The following is a 13,178-nucleotide window of genomic DNA, read 5'->3' as shown; positions in this document are numbered from 1 at the left end:
ACCGGCCGAAAACAGGAGAGCAAGATGGGGAAGGTAGTCGTCGTCACATCAGGCAAGGGCGGGGTCGGCAAGACCACCTCGACGGCCGCGCTGGGTGCTGCGCTCGCGCAGCGCAACGAAAAGGTCGTCGTCGTCGATTTCGACGTCGGCCTTCGCAATCTCGACCTCGTCATGGGTGCGGAACGCCGCGTGGTCTACGACCTAATCAACGTCATCCAGGGCGACGCGAAGCTGCCGCAGGCGCTGATCCGCGACAAGCGGCTCGAGACGCTCTACCTGCTGCCGGCCTCCCAGACCCGCGACAAGGACAATCTGACGGCAGAAGGCGTCGAACAGGTGATCGGCGAACTGAAGCGCTATTTCGACTGGGTCATCTGCGACAGTCCGGCCGGCATCGAACGCGGCGCGACGCTTGCGATGCGCCATGCCGACATGGCCGTGGTCGTCACCAACCCGGAAGTCTCGTCGGTGCGCGATTCCGACCGGATCATTGGTCTTCTCGACGCCAAGACGGCGAAGGCCGAACGCGGCGAGCGCGTCGAAAAGCACCTGTTGCTCACCCGCTACGACGGCACGCGCGCCCAGCGCGGCGACATGCTCAAGGTGGATGACGTGCTGGAAATCCTCTCGATCCCGCTTCTCGGCATCATTCCGGAGAGCATGGATGTCCTGCGGGCTTCCAACATCGGCGCGCCGGTCACGCTGGCGGATACTCGGAGCGGGGCGGCGCAGGCCTATTTCGGTGCAGCTCGCCGGTTGGCCGGCGAGGTCTTGCCGGTCGAAATCCCCGGCGAAAAGCGCGGCATCCTCGGCAAGATCTTCGCACGGAGGGCGGCATGAGCATATTCAGTCTTTTCCGCAAGCAGAAGTCGGCGCCGATGGCGCGCGAGCGGCTGCAGGTCCTGCTCGCCCACGAACGCGCTTCGATGGGATCGGATCTGGTTGCCGTGTTGCGAGAGGAAATTCTCGCCGTGATCGCCCGGCATGTGCAGGTCGACGGCGACAAGGTGCAGGTCAAGATGGATCGCGATGAGCACGTTTCCATCCTCGAAATCGAGGTGGAAATCCCGATCGACGCCGCGCGCCTTGCCGCGTAACCGGATCATGCGGGCGGGCTGGAACGGCGCGCCCGCATAACGCCTATTCTACTGCTTCGCGGATCTTCGGCTCCATGTCGGGTGTGATCGTCGCCGCGCGTGCAGGAAGGGGCTTGTCCCCGCGACTTCCGTTGCTGTCGATATCGTCGATCAGACGGTTCATTTCTTCGATCTCCTGCATCTGGGACGCGATGATCTGGTCGGCGAGGCGACGCACGCGTGGGTCGCTGATCGTTGCCTTGCGGGCATCGTTGATGGCGATCGAGTGGTGGGGGATCATCGCCTTCATGAAGGTCGTGTCATCCACCAGGCTCTGGTTGCGGTTGATGTAGAAGAGGACGACGGCGGCGATACTCGCGATCACGACAATGGTGATTTTGACGCCTCTGCCACTGTACATCGACCACATGAAGCCCAGCATGATGACAGCCATGACGCAGCCCATGAGCAGCGATGCGAGAAACCGGTTCAGGCTGAACAGGGCGTGGTCATAGCTGTAGACGAGCTGGTACATCAGAAAGAACATGATGATCGTCGAGACCGCGATCATCCCAGCAAACCGGCCCCAGCCCATACCCATCGAATGACGCTCATGATCCATGGTTCACCCTCTCTTCTTCGACATTGACATCGCAGTAGAACGATGGCGGGCGGGAATTGGTCCAGATGTCGGAGGAAGAGAGTTCCCGGCGCGTCAATCGGTTGTTCGGCCGGAGCGGTCTTTCGGCTATAGTCCCAGCATCATCAGCACTGCCCGGAACGCGGTGATCTTGAAAATGCGTGTATTATGAAACGCCGCGAAGCGCCAACCATACTCGGTCCTCGTCGCCACGAGCGTCTGCAGCGATTTTCGCGACTTCGGGGCCTTCTTTTGCCATCGCAGCATGCTGTTTCCAGTACAGTGGACAAGGGCGACATCGTTGTTGATCGGCCTGACATCGACGTTTTCGACAATCAGCCGTGATCCTTTGAGATGCGTGTCGAAGAGGTTCTGGTGACTCCTGGCCACCGCATCGCGACCGCGAAGCCGTTCTCCGTTGAAGGTCACGTAATCGCAATCGCGCGTGAATACGTCTGCGTAGGCTGCTCCGTCGCCGGCGTTCCAGGCGCGTGCCATATCGTTGATGAGACCTCGGATGGCGGCCATGTCGCGCGCCGCGAGCTGCGGTGGCGAGCCAGCAGCGACCGTGCTATCTTCACTCATGTTCTATATATCTCACAAACTAAGATAATTAGTATGTAAGATAAAATTCACGGGAGATCAAGCGCGATCATGCAGGCCAATGCGATCTTGCGAGACCTCAGTGCGAGTACGATCTTTCTTCACCAGGCCATAGCCGATCACCTCGGGCTGAACATAACCGATCACAAGTGCCTCGATTTCCTGCAACGGCGCGGCCCTTTGACGGCAGGTCAGCTCGCCGATCTCAGCGGTCTGACGACCGGAGCGATCACCGGTGTCGTCGACCGTCTGGAAAAGAAGGGCTTCGTCCGACGTACTCCCGACCCCTCGGATCGGCGGAAGACTGTCATCGTTGTCGAGCCCGGCCGTATGCCGGAGATAGTCGATCTTTTCCGTATGCTCGGTGATCGCACCGACGCCATCATGCGAACCTATTCTCCGCAGGAACAGGACGTCATTATTGACTTCCTCGAGAATGCCTCTCGGCTGGTCGATGAATTCGTCCAGGAGTTGAAGAGGCGTGATCCACCGAAATGATTGCGCCCGTCTGGCGCGCGGCCTGCTGCGCGATCAAACGGGTCGCGGGCCTGTCCGGCCGCCAATATGCTCGGGTGTCCGTTTCAGCCTTTCGCGATGATGGCCATGAACTTTTCGCCGTAGCGAGCGAATTTCGTCGCTCCGACCCCCGAGATCGAGAGCATTTCTTGCTCCGTCCTCGGACGGACGGTGGCGAAGGAAATGAGCGTCGTATCCGGAAACACGACATAAGGAGCGACACCCAGGGACTTTGAGATCGCCAGCCGCTCGGCGCGCAACGCTTGGAACAGCTTCTCGTCCTCGTCAGTCAATCTGGCTCTCGTTGCCGCCACGACCGGTTTGCCTCGTTCCCGTTTGCGGACGGTGTCAATGGCGTCCCGGCGGAGGATCACCGCCACTTCCTTTTTGAAAACACGATGAGCCGTCGCCTCAAGCTTCAGTGCGCCATATTCGTCGTGGGCAACCCGGATGTAGCCGAGAGCGAGGAGTTGTCTGAAAATCGATTGCCATGCGGGGGCAGGAAGCTCTTTGCCGACGCCGAAGACGGCCAGCTCGTCATGCCCGAACTTCCTCGTCCGTTCCGTGTCCTTTCCAAGGAGGACGTCGATCACGTGTGCGGTCCCGAAGCGCTCTCCTGTGCGATAGACGGCGGCCAATGCCTTGATCGACTGTTCGCTGCCATCCCAGGTCTCGACGGGATTGTTGCATGTGTCGCAGTTGCCGCATCGGTCAGGGGCCGCCTCGCCGAAATGGGAAAGGATCGCCTTGCGTCGGCATCCGGCGGTTTCGCAAATTCCGAGGAGCGCGCTCAGTTTCGCCCGTTCGACGCGCTTTATTTCGTCTGACGCATCACCCTCGTCGATCATCCGTTGACGTTGGACGATGTCCTGCATGCCGTAGATCATGAAGGCTTCCGAGGGGAGGCCATCGCGACCGGCGCGTCCGGTTTCCTGGTAGTAGCCCTCGACGGACGAGGGCAGGTCGAGATGGGCGACGTAGCGGACGTTCGGCTTGTTGATACCCATCCCGAATGCGACGGTTGCGACCAGGCAAAGGTCTTCTTCCATCCGGAATGCGTCCTGGTTCTCCGCTTTGACGGCCGGGTCCATACCTGCATGATACGGCCTCGCCTTGATGCCGTGCTCGTTGAGCCAGGCGGCGGTTTCTTCGACTTTGCGCCGCGAGAGGCAATAGACGATGCCGCTGGAACCATCGTGGCGCCTCAGAAAACGAAGGAGCTGGGTCCGGGCGTTGTCCCGCTCTGCGATGTGGTAGGTAATGTTAGGCCGATCGAAGCTGTCTGCGAAGACGGCGGCGTCGTCGAGTTGGAGCTGGCGGATGATATCGTCACGCGTGTGAGGGTCGGCCGTGGCCGTGAGGGCAATGCGCGGGACACCGGGATAGAGTTCCTTGAGTTTCCCGAGTCCGAGATAGTCCTTGCGGAAGTTGTGGCCCCAGCTGCTGACGCAGTGGCATTCGTCTATCGCGATCAGCGAGATCGGTACCGCTCCGAAGAGGCCGGCGAAGCCGGGAAGGACCACACGCTCAGGGGTCACGTAGATCAGCTTTATTTCTCCGGCACGCAGCCGCGCCCTGACGGCGCGCGATTCCTCCTCGGACTGCTGGGACCAGAGGCATTCGGCCGCGATCCCGAGTGCCTTCAGTTCTTCGACCTGGTCTCTCATCAGCGCCACCAGCGGCGAGACGACGACGGTCACGCCGGGCAGGCAAACGCCGGGAAGCTGGAAGCACAACGACTTGCCCTTGCCGGTCGGGAAGAGCACGAGTGCGTCCTTCCCTGCCATGACGTGGCGGATGACATCTGCCTGCTTTCCACGAAACTCCGGATAACCCCAGACTCGCCGAAGGACGTCGACAGGATTTTCAGTCTGGACGGCGTCGAAAAGGGTCGTCGTGGCTGAACGTTGGTTCGATGCGTACATGGCGTATTACTTGTCCATCCGGCTTGTTGTTGCCCTTTTGATGCCCCGCGCTCCGTGGCGAGGTCGTGGCTGGACGGAACCCGTTGCGGGACGTCTATCACGATTCGTCTGGATGCCGCAGTGAACGGGCGGTCGGCAGGGCGGCCTACCGGTGGCCGCGGTGACGCCGCCATTCTGAGTGCATTGTATGATGCCCACGCGCGCGACGTCTTGAAATCCTGTAGAGAAGCAGGTGAGGTGGGTGAAACCAGGTCGAGGGCGCTGATGGCGAGCGATACGTGGATAATTGCGGTGGGAAACGGGGATGCGTGAGGCCACTCCGACGTCTTTCGTCAGTGCAAAGATGGTCGCCGAGCGAGCAGGGGTCTCGCGCTCGGCGGTCTCGCGCACGTTTACCGACGGCGCCAGCGTATCCGAGGAGACACGCCGGAAGGTTCTTGAGGCCGCGGATGCGCTCGGATACCACGTCAATCATCTTGCCCGGCAGTTGCGGGAACGCAGCAACATCGTCTGCCTCATCGTTTCCGATGTGACGACACCCATCCGCGCAGGTATGCTGGACATTCTCACCCGTAAACTCCAGGCGGTCGGCAAGATCACGGTGGTCCTCAATACGGAGGCTGACGAGGCGAGCGTCGGTCGGGCGATGAAGCTCACGCTCCACTATCGCGCCGACGCGACCGTCGTTCTTTCCGGGACGCCGTCATCGTCGTTGGTGCAGACGGCGCTCGCCAACGGACAGGAAGTGATCCTGATCAACCGCGACGACCGTTTGAACGGCAGCGAAAATGTCGGGGTCGACAACGCGATCGCTGCGAGGGAAGCGTTGTTTCTGCTGCGTCGGGCCGGATGCGAGCGCATCGCTGTCGTGACATCGAGCGCCAGGACGCCGAGCCTTCTAGCGCGAGAGCGCCACTTCGTCGAGGCCGGCCTGCAGGAAGGTATCGCAATCGCGGTGGTCGAGGCAGGCCCCACGACCTATCAATCCGGCTTCGATGCCGCCCGACGTCTGTTCGCCCGGTCCAATCCGCCCGACGGTGTCTTTTGTGTCACTGACCTTCTCGCGCTCGGGTTTATGGATGCAGCGCGGCATGAATTCGGTTTGCGAATCCCGCAGAACCTCTGCGTGATCGGGTTTGACAATATCGAGCAGGCGGGCTGGGAGTCCTATCAGTTGACCACCTTCGATCAACCGCTCGAAAAAATCGCGTCTCATGTGGTCGGCCTCCTGGTTGGAAGCGAGCCGAGTGGGCGGGGCGGTGGCCGCGAGGCGGCCGTTTTCGAGCCGCCTGCCATCTGGAGAAAGTCCGTCAGGCCGCTGCCTGCCTGAACGGCCGAAGCATTGCACATGTGTGCAACGTATTTCTGTCATCAAACCTTTGCTTTCTCCGTATAGGCCTCTGTTGCCTTGGGCAGGCATTGTTGCAATAGTGTGCAACAATGCCCTCCGGTCACGTCGCCGAATTCGATCGGGCTGGTGATGCTTGCGGTGCTTCCCGCTCCTCCATCAGAGGCGGGAAGCGTTCTGGGAGGTGGTGGACGGTAGCCGGTCCATGTTCGCCAGTCGACCGCCGGTCGTCTCCCATACCCTGGCCGGCGCCAAGCGCCGCGTGCCTTTGCCCGGCCGAAACACTAGGGAGATGATGATGAAGCGTCGCGCTTTTTTGATATCTACAGCCGGCTCCGTGGCCGGCATGATGCTCCTGCCGCGTATGTCGTTTGCGGCCGAAGGCCAGATCGACTGGTACACCGCTTCCGACAGCAACATCCTCGATTTCTGGACGAACACTATAAAGCCCGCTTTTGAAGCGGCGCATTCCGGCGTCAAGCTCAATCTGGTGGACGCGGGCGACAATGCCGGCATTCAATCGATTGCCGAGCGCGCGATCGCGGCGATGCAGACGAATGCCGACCCCCAGGCCGACTATTTCGAACACGCCGATCCGCGCCTGCCCAAAGGTGCGATCGAAGCCGGCCTCTATGTGAACATGAAGGATGCCGGCCTTTCCAATTACGCCAAGGTCAACCCGCTCGCGATCGACAGTGACTACAGCTTGCCTTATCGCGGTTCGCAGGTCCTGCTGGCTTACGATACGACAAAGCTGCCGCCGGCGGATGTGCCGAAGACCTGGGATGAGCTGGTAACCTGGATCAAGGCCAATCCCGGCCAGTTCGTCTATAACCGTCCCGACAAGGGCGGCTCCGGTGGCAATTTCGTGCGTCGCGCAATCCATCAGGTCAACGGTCTCGATCCGAAGGCCTTCACCGTCGGCAACTATACGGAAGCCTTCGGCAACGAGGCGCTCGGCAAGGCCTGGGACCTCCTGAAGGACATCGCGCCTGCTCTCTACGACGGCGGCGCCTATTCCTCCGGCAATACGCAGTCGATCCAGCTTCTCGCACAGGGGGTCGTGACCATGACTCCGGTGTGGTCGGATCAGGTTCTTCAGGCGATCAGCGAGGGCGTCCTGCCCGAGACGACGGGCATGGTTCAGCTCCGGGACCTCGCCTTATGTGGCGGCTTCTCGCGTGCCGTCGTGCTGAGCAATGGCAAGAACCGTGACGCGGCCCTCAAGCTTGCCGACTTCATCCTGACCGAAGACATTCAGAGCGCCATCCTGACCGAGCTCGGCGGCTTTCCTGGTGTGAGCTGGGACTATGTCTCGGCCGAGCTGCGCGAAAAATTCGCCGACATCATTCCAACCACGATCCCGACTTTCCCTGCCGGCGCCTGGGAAGCGGCCGTCAACGACGGTTGGTACCGGAACGTCGCGCCGAACATCGACCGGAAGTCGTGAGCGCTCCGGTGGCCTCATCGGTACGGATCGCTGCAGGAGAAGGCAGGAGGCCGGTCGGCCTCCTGCTCGTCGCCGTCCCCGTCTTTCTCGTTGGCTGGCTGGTCATCTGGCCGATCGTGAGCGCTATTCTGCGCACCGTCTGGCGGCCGCAAGGCGACGGTGGGATGGGGTTCGATCTCTCCACCTATGCCTTCTTCTTCAGTGACGCCTACAGCCTCAACAATCTCTACCTGACGCTGTGGACCACCGGCGTCTGCGCCGTCCTGCTGCTGATCGTCTGCCTTCCGATTGCGCTTTACCTGCGTTTCGCCAACGGGAAGATCGCCGTCTATGTGCAGGCACTGGCGATCCTTCCGATGTTCGTGCCGTCGATCATTCTCGCCTATGCCTTCATTCGCGTTCTCGGTCCCAACGGGATGGTCGACCTACTGCTCAATGCCGTCGGCCTGCCGAAAATCCGAACACCCTATCTCACACCCTGGGGACCGGTGATCGGCCTCGTGTGGGACAACATTCCGCTGACGGTCGTCATCCTGCTCGCCGGACTGGGCTCCGTCAGCAACATGGCCGTGGAGGCGGCGCGCGACGTCGGGGCCAATCGCCTGCAGGTGTTCTGGCACATCGTTCTGCCGCAGATTTCCAATTCCGTTCTCGTCGCCCTGTCCTTCTCGGTGCTCGGTATCTTCTCGGCTTTCACGCTGCCGTACCTACTCGGACCAGCGTCCCCCGAGATGATGGGCCCTTTCATGCAAAGGACATTCCGCGACGTCAATGATCCGATCGCCGCCATCACGCAGGCGGTGATTACCTTCTGCTTCTGTATCGCCTTCGGGCTTTTTTACGTGCGGTCTGTCGCCCGCAACCGGGGAAGGTGAGTGCGTATGTCGAGGTCTTCTTCCATCTGGCGTCCAAACGACCCGACCGGCATGCTGCTGGCTTTTCTTCTCACGGTCGTCGTGGTGATTCCGCTCCTCGTCGTCGGCGTTTGGGCCTTCACCGAAGTTTGGCGTTTTCCGAGCGTCGTGCCGCAACAGTTCGGCTTGCGGTTCTGGCAGCAGACGCTCAACCGCGCAGACGTGTGGAATGCCCTTCGACTGAGCCTCGAGCTGTCGACGTTCGTCACGCTTGCTTCGGCGGTGATTTGTCTGCCTGCAGCCTATGCCTTCGCGCGAATGCGCTTTCCAGGGCGCGATCTGCTGTTTTTCTCGTTCCTCGCGGGCCATGCGTTTCCCAAGTTCGGGTTGTTGGTCGCGATTGCGGCCATCTTCCTTCAGCTCCACCTGATTGGCACGTTCTGGGGTGTGGCCCTGATCCAGCTGGTGAGCACACTGATGTTCATGATCTGGATACCCGTCGCGGCTTTTCAGGCGGTGGACAGGCGCATGGAGGAAGCAGCCCGCGACGTCGGCGCCGGGCCGTTGCGGGTCTTCTGGTCGATCACCTTGCCGCAGGCGGCGCCCACGATTGCGGCAGCACTTCTCCTGACCTTCGTCAGCACCTTTTACGAGACTGAAGGGGCGTGGCTGATCGGGGCACCCGGCATTCGCACAATGCCGGTCCTGATGATCAGCTTCATCAACAACCAGATGGTCATCCAGTACGGCGCAGTGCTCTCGGTCATGCTCTGGGTCCCGTCATTCATTGCTCTCATGTTCGCGCGCCGCGTCATCGGCGGCGCGTCCTTCGCCCGCGGCTTCGGCGGTTGAGAAACTCGGATTTCAGGAACCAGCACATGGCTCTACTTAGTATCCACGGCGTATCGAAGGTCTTTCCGGGCGGGACGGTCGCCGTTGACGATTTCTCTCTCGAGGTGGCCGCCGGCGAGCTCGTCTGCCTTCTCGGGCCTTCCGGTTCGGGCAAGTCCACGGTTCTTCGCATGATCGGCGGATTCGAGCAGCCCACCGCAGGCATGGTCTCGATCGACGGTGAAGAGGTCACCTATGTTCCGCCGAACCGGCGTCCGACCGGCATGGTCTTCCAGAGCCATGCTCTATGGACCCATATGAATGTTTACAGGAATCTTGCTTTCGGCCTCAAGCTGCGGGGCCTTACGGCAAGTGAGATCAGGGACAGGGTCGAAGCCGTCCTCGAACTGGTCGGCCTCGCCGGCTACGGCGGCCGCATGACGAACCAGCTATCCGGCGGCCAGCAGCAACGCGTCGCGCTGGCGCGATCGCTGGTGCTCGAACCCAAGATACTCTTGCTCGACGAGCCTTTTGCCAGTCTCGACCAGCATCTGCGCGAGCGACTGCGTGAGGAGGTGCGCGACATTCAGCAGCGGCTGAGGATCACAACGCTTTTCGTCACCCACGGACAGGACGAGGCACTTTCCATGGCCGACAGGATCGTCGTGATGCGAAACGGCCGCACCGAACAGGCCGATCGGCCGGAGGTCATCTACCGCGACCCGCAGACTCCGTTCGTCGCCGGCTTCATTGGCACGATGAATTTCGTCGAGGGCGTCGTCGAGAAGGGGCGGTTCATGCATGACGATCTCAGCGTTCCGGTTCCGGTGAGCGACGGAAGGGCCACGCTCGCCATACGCCCGGAGGCACTCGGTCTCATCGCCTGTGATTCCGGGCCGGCAAGCGTCCATCGTGTCACCGATTTCGGCACGCATGGCCTCGTCGATCTCCTGCTTGCCGACGGCACGCGGCTCAAGGCCATGGTGCCGGAGCCGGGCCATTTCGGGGCCGGGCAGAGCGTGGATCTTCGGCCCCGTGCCTTTGCACTCTTCCGTGACGATCGCCAACTCTACCGGACATCAGCCGATGCGTGATCCCCTCTATCTTGAGTCCGATGGCCATCGCACGTGGCTGAAATGGCATCGCGCGCGACGCATGATTTCGGATCCGGAGTTCACCGCGACGCGTATCCTCGAGGCTATGCGCCTCGGCGCGAGCGTCGAGGTCGATCTGGTCGTCCACGCCGACCGAGGTTGCGCAATCCTGCATGACCTGCACCTCGATCGCGGTACGACAGGCTCCGGCCTTGTGGGGGAGACGTCCGCGGATGAACTGCGCCGACTGCACCTGCGCGGCAATGACGGAACACCGATTGGCGACCGGGTCATGCTGCTCGAGGACTTGTGCAATCTGCTCGAAGAGAACCCGGCACACCCCGAGGCTCTCCTGCAGCTCGATTTCAAGGAGGACCTCTCCCGCCTCGATAAGCTTACGATCGAGAACTTTGCTGCCGCGGTCGGGCCGGTGGCCGATCGGATGATCCTCTCGGGCGGTGATGCCGGGGCAATCGCTGCACTGGCCGCCGCTGTCCCGTCGCTCGGAACGGGTTATGACCCGACGTACCCGGGTGTTCTGGACGCCTTGAGGACGCCGGATGACTTCACGGCGTTTGTTGCAAGCGCGCTGCGGACCGCACCGACGGCGACAATCATCTATCTCGACTACGAACTTGTTCTCGCCGCAGACAGCAAGGGTGTCGATATCGTCGGCGCGATCCATGCCGACGGTCGGCGGGTAGATGCCTGGACCATCCGGAACGTGTGCGCCGACACCGTCGCCGACACCCGTCGTCTTCTGGCGCTACGGGTGGATCAGATCACCACGGATGATCCCGAAGGACTGGCAGGAGCTATGACATGAACGCCGTCGACACCAATACCGTTCTGGACGACATGGTAGAGGCCGCCCGTCGCGCAGGCAGCCTGACCCTCGATTATTTCAACCGGCGCGAGACGCTCGACATCGGCGTGAAGGGCCCCGGCGATTTCGTCAGCGAGGCGGATGAGCAATCAGAGACGCTGATCCGGCAGCATCTCCTGTCGCGCTATCCCGACTGGAGCCTGAGCGGAGAGGAGTTTCCGCCTGTCGAAGGTGTCAACTTGACCTATCGCTTCCTGGTCGATCCGATCGACGGAACGACGAACTTTCTCAGCGGATTGGACTATACCATCACGATCGCGCTGAGACAGGGCGACAAGACGGTCTGCGGCCTCGTCTACAATCCCGTTACGAACGAGATGTTCACGGCTGTCGCGGGCGGCGGTGCCTATCTCAATGGCCGGCAGTTGCGCATGCGTGACAACCGGAATGTCGCGCAGATGGTCGTAGGGACCGGCTTGCCGACGCCGAACCTGTCGCTGCATCCGGGCGCCTATAGTCGACTTGACGCGATCCGCGCGCCCATCGGGGCGGTGCGGGTGGTCGGCAGTGCCGCGAATTCCTGCGCCTATGTCGCCTGCGGCAGGCTGACCGGGTATTTCGAGCAGACCGGATTTACTGACACGGCGGCGGGCATCCTGTTGGTTCAGGAAGCGGGTGGTCTGGTAACGGATTGGTGGGGGAGGGGCCCCGAGCATTACGAACGATCGGGCATAATGATCGTCGCGAACGAATCCACCCATGCCTATCTTCTCGGTCATCTGCAGCAGGTCCCCCAGCCGCCCGCCTGATCGGTTCCGCGAAACAAGAAGAACTTTCGGCTGCAACGGCGGGGTGATGTTCCCGTCTCGCGAGTGTTGCTCGTTTCTGCCAAATTCTTGCCTGATCCTGCCGGGAACGAAATTATCTCACAACGTCCGTGATCCGTTTGATATACTCGTTGGTCGGCGTTGGCGGTTCGATGGAGGCCATTCTGTTGGGAAGCGAGACGATTCAGGCCGGGACGGCTGCAACGCGTCTGCGGATACTCGACGTCCTGTCGCGGTTGCCGTGGGACGGCGTCAGTTGCCAGCATGAGATACCGGGATTGACACTCTATCGGATCGTCGAGTGCACCGGGCCCTTCTCGACCGTTTACGAACCCAGCCTGTCGCTGATCATCAAGGGGAGCAAACGCCTCAGTGTCGGCGACGAGCGGCTCGTATACGACGAATCGTGCTTCTTCCTGACCACGATTGGGCTGCCGATGACCGGCCAGATCTGCGAGGTGAGCAAGACGGAGCCTTACGTCGCCGCCAAGCTGCGCCTGGATCTGGAGGTGCTTCGGCGTCTGATCACCAACCATGATCTCTATCCGACGAACACCTCCGATCGAGAGCGCGACCGCGGCATCGTGGTGGGCAGGGCCACACCGGAACTCTTCGATGCACTCTGGCGGCTGATTTCCCTGGTCGACTCTCCGAACGACGTGCCATTCATGGCGGACCATATTCAAAGTGAGATCCTCTACCGCCTCCTCACGGGTGAGCAGGGAGAGCGGCTCCGGCGCTTTGCGCTGGCCGGAACGAACAGCAACCGCGTGGCAAAGGCGGTGGCCTGGCTGAAGGAAAACTACGCCATGCCGCTTCGCGTCGAGGCACTGGCGGAGATGGCGAACATGGGCGTCTCCACGCTGCATCATCATTTCCGCGCGGTGACTGCCATGAGCCCGCTGCAGTTCCAGAAACATTTGCGGCTGCACCATGCGCGCGAACTGATGTTGTCCGGTTCGCTCGATGCGGCGAGCGCGGCACTCAGGGTCGGCTACGAGAGCCCGACACAGTTCAGCCGGGAATATCGCCGCATGTTCGGCCATCCGCCACTGCGCGACGTCAAAGCCATCCTCAATTCTGAGGGCGTGACCCGGCGCGGGGCGGTCGGATAGCACATCTAGAGCCAGAGTCGGGCGCCGCCCGATGTTTGCTGACGTGTAATGCAGCCACATCCGGCCGACAGCA

The 13,178-nt window shown here is 61.5% G+C and carries 14 protein-coding genes; 11 read left to right on the top strand and 3 right to left on the bottom strand.

What is annotated here, in order from left to right; translation table 11 throughout:
- The first annotated feature begins 24 nt into the window (after positions 1–24).
- Both minD and minE read left to right on the top strand, forming a co-directional pair.
- Positions 25–840 carry a septum site-determining protein MinD gene (minD, locus tag H4I97_RS24180; RefSeq protein ID WP_182308223.1) on the top strand — a complete coding sequence of 272 codons (816 nt, stop codon included), beginning with the start codon at positions 25–27 and terminating at the stop codon, positions 838–840.
- Positions 837–1,097: a cell division topological specificity factor MinE gene (gene minE, locus H4I97_RS24175; protein WP_182308222.1), complete on the top strand. Its 261-nt coding sequence runs from the start codon at positions 837–839 to the stop codon at positions 1,095–1,097. Before minD ends, minE begins: the two co-directional genes overlap by 4 nt.
- A 43-nt stretch (positions 1,098–1,140) precedes the next feature.
- On the opposite strand, the gene H4I97_RS24170 is transcribed toward minE, so the two are convergent.
- Together H4I97_RS24170 and H4I97_RS24165 are read right to left on the bottom strand one after the other, a co-directional pair.
- A complete protein-coding gene (locus tag H4I97_RS24170) occupies positions 1,141–1,698 on the bottom strand; it encodes a DUF305 domain-containing protein (RefSeq protein ID WP_182308221.1) in 558 nt (185 codons plus the stop codon).
- Positions 1,699–1,824: 126 nt separating this feature from the next.
- Positions 1,825–2,301, bottom strand: coding sequence for an SgcJ/EcaC family oxidoreductase (locus H4I97_RS24165; RefSeq protein WP_182308220.1), 477 nt, complete (start codon positions 2,299–2,301; stop codon positions 1,825–1,827).
- Positions 2,302–2,370: 69 nt separating this feature from the next.
- Here H4I97_RS24165 and H4I97_RS24160 point away from each other — a divergent pair, with 69 nt between their 5' ends.
- On the top strand, positions 2,371–2,817 hold the full coding sequence (locus H4I97_RS24160) for a MarR family winged helix-turn-helix transcriptional regulator (protein WP_182308219.1): 447 nt from the start codon (positions 2,371–2,373) through the stop codon (positions 2,815–2,817).
- Between the two features lie 83 nt (positions 2,818–2,900).
- Here H4I97_RS24160 and recQ read toward each other — a convergent pair whose 3' ends face one another.
- Complete coding sequence (gene recQ, locus H4I97_RS24155; RefSeq protein ID WP_182308218.1) at positions 2,901–4,760, bottom strand: DNA helicase RecQ; 1,860 nt, start codon at positions 4,758–4,760, stop codon at positions 2,901–2,903.
- 304 nt (positions 4,761–5,064) lie between these two features.
- Here recQ and H4I97_RS24150 point away from each other — a divergent pair, with 304 nt between their 5' ends.
- The 8 genes from H4I97_RS24150 (at position 5,065) to H4I97_RS24115 (ending at position 13,105) form a co-directional block, all read left to right on the top strand.
- Entirely contained in the window at positions 5,065–6,090 is a 1,026-nt protein-coding gene (locus H4I97_RS24150; protein ID WP_182308217.1) for a LacI family DNA-binding transcriptional regulator, read from the top strand.
- 316 nt (positions 6,091–6,406) lie between these two features.
- Complete coding sequence (locus H4I97_RS24145; RefSeq protein ID WP_182308216.1) at positions 6,407–7,558, top strand: extracellular solute-binding protein; 1,152 nt, start codon at positions 6,407–6,409, stop codon at positions 7,556–7,558.
- Between the two features lie 8 nt (positions 7,559–7,566).
- Entirely contained in the window at positions 7,567–8,433 is an 867-nt protein-coding gene (locus tag H4I97_RS24140) for an ABC transporter permease (RefSeq protein ID WP_244658850.1), read from the top strand.
- A gap of 6 nt (positions 8,434–8,439) precedes the next feature.
- Positions 8,440–9,264 (top strand): ABC transporter permease, encoded by an 825-nt coding sequence (locus H4I97_RS24135; RefSeq protein WP_182308214.1) that lies wholly within the window; start codon positions 8,440–8,442, stop codon positions 9,262–9,264.
- Between the two features lie 26 nt (positions 9,265–9,290).
- On the top strand, positions 9,291–10,337 hold the full coding sequence (locus tag H4I97_RS24130) for an ABC transporter ATP-binding protein (RefSeq protein ID WP_182308213.1): 1,047 nt from the start codon (positions 9,291–9,293) through the stop codon (positions 10,335–10,337).
- Positions 10,330–11,163, top strand: a complete 834-nt coding sequence (locus H4I97_RS24125; protein WP_182308212.1) for a glycerophosphodiester phosphodiesterase — start codon at positions 10,330–10,332, stop codon at positions 11,161–11,163. The genes H4I97_RS24130 and H4I97_RS24125 overlap by 8 nt, the downstream gene beginning before the upstream one ends.
- Positions 11,160–11,972 carry an inositol monophosphatase family protein gene (locus tag H4I97_RS24120; protein WP_182308211.1) on the top strand — a complete coding sequence of 271 codons (813 nt, stop codon included), beginning with the start codon at positions 11,160–11,162 and terminating at the stop codon, positions 11,970–11,972. The genes H4I97_RS24125 and H4I97_RS24120 overlap by 4 nt, the downstream gene beginning before the upstream one ends.
- Positions 11,973–12,142: 170 nt before the next feature.
- Positions 12,143–13,105, top strand: a complete 963-nt coding sequence (locus tag H4I97_RS24115) for an AraC family transcriptional regulator (RefSeq protein WP_182308210.1) — start codon at positions 12,143–12,145, stop codon at positions 13,103–13,105.
- The last annotated feature ends 73 nt before the right edge of the window (positions 13,106–13,178 follow it).

Origin of the sequence: Ciceribacter thiooxidans (genome assembly GCF_014126615.1) — a bacterium.
Classification (GTDB): domain Bacteria; phylum Pseudomonadota; class Alphaproteobacteria; order Rhizobiales; family Rhizobiaceae; genus Allorhizobium; species Allorhizobium thiooxidans.
The sequence above is the reverse complement of the archived record's forward strand: the minus strand, read 5'-3'. Positions and strand labels throughout refer to the sequence as shown.

Bases quoted from the DNA above. Each gene is read 5' to 3' on its own strand.
- minD (WP_182308223.1), top strand. From the start codon at position 25: ATGGGGAAGGTAGTCGTCGTCACATCAGGCAAGGGCGGGGTCGGCAAG.
- minE (WP_182308222.1), top strand. From the start codon at position 837: ATGAGCATATTCAGTCTTTTCCGCAAGCAGAAGTCGGCGCCGATGGCG.
- H4I97_RS24170 (WP_182308221.1), bottom strand. From the start codon at position 1,698: ATGGATCATGAGCGTCATTCGATGGGTATGGGCTGGGGCCGGTTTGCT.
- H4I97_RS24165 (WP_182308220.1), bottom strand. From the start codon at position 2,301: ATGAGTGAAGATAGCACGGTCGCTGCTGGCTCGCCACCGCAGCTCGCG.
- H4I97_RS24160 (WP_182308219.1), top strand. From the start codon at position 2,371: ATGCAGGCCAATGCGATCTTGCGAGACCTCAGTGCGAGTACGATCTTT.
- recQ (WP_182308218.1), bottom strand. From the start codon at position 4,760: ATGTACGCATCGAACCAACGTTCAGCCACGACGACCCTTTTCGACGCC.
- H4I97_RS24150 (WP_182308217.1), top strand. From the start codon at position 5,065: ATGCGTGAGGCCACTCCGACGTCTTTCGTCAGTGCAAAGATGGTCGCC.
- H4I97_RS24145 (WP_182308216.1), top strand. From the start codon at position 6,407: ATGAAGCGTCGCGCTTTTTTGATATCTACAGCCGGCTCCGTGGCCGGC.
- H4I97_RS24135 (WP_182308214.1), top strand. From the start codon at position 8,440: ATGTCGAGGTCTTCTTCCATCTGGCGTCCAAACGACCCGACCGGCATG.
- H4I97_RS24130 (WP_182308213.1), top strand. From the start codon at position 9,291: ATGGCTCTACTTAGTATCCACGGCGTATCGAAGGTCTTTCCGGGCGGG.
- H4I97_RS24125 (WP_182308212.1), top strand. From the start codon at position 10,330: ATGCGTGATCCCCTCTATCTTGAGTCCGATGGCCATCGCACGTGGCTG.
- H4I97_RS24120 (WP_182308211.1), top strand. From the start codon at position 11,160: ATGAACGCCGTCGACACCAATACCGTTCTGGACGACATGGTAGAGGCC.
- H4I97_RS24115 (WP_182308210.1), top strand. From the start codon at position 12,143: ATGGAGGCCATTCTGTTGGGAAGCGAGACGATTCAGGCCGGGACGGCT.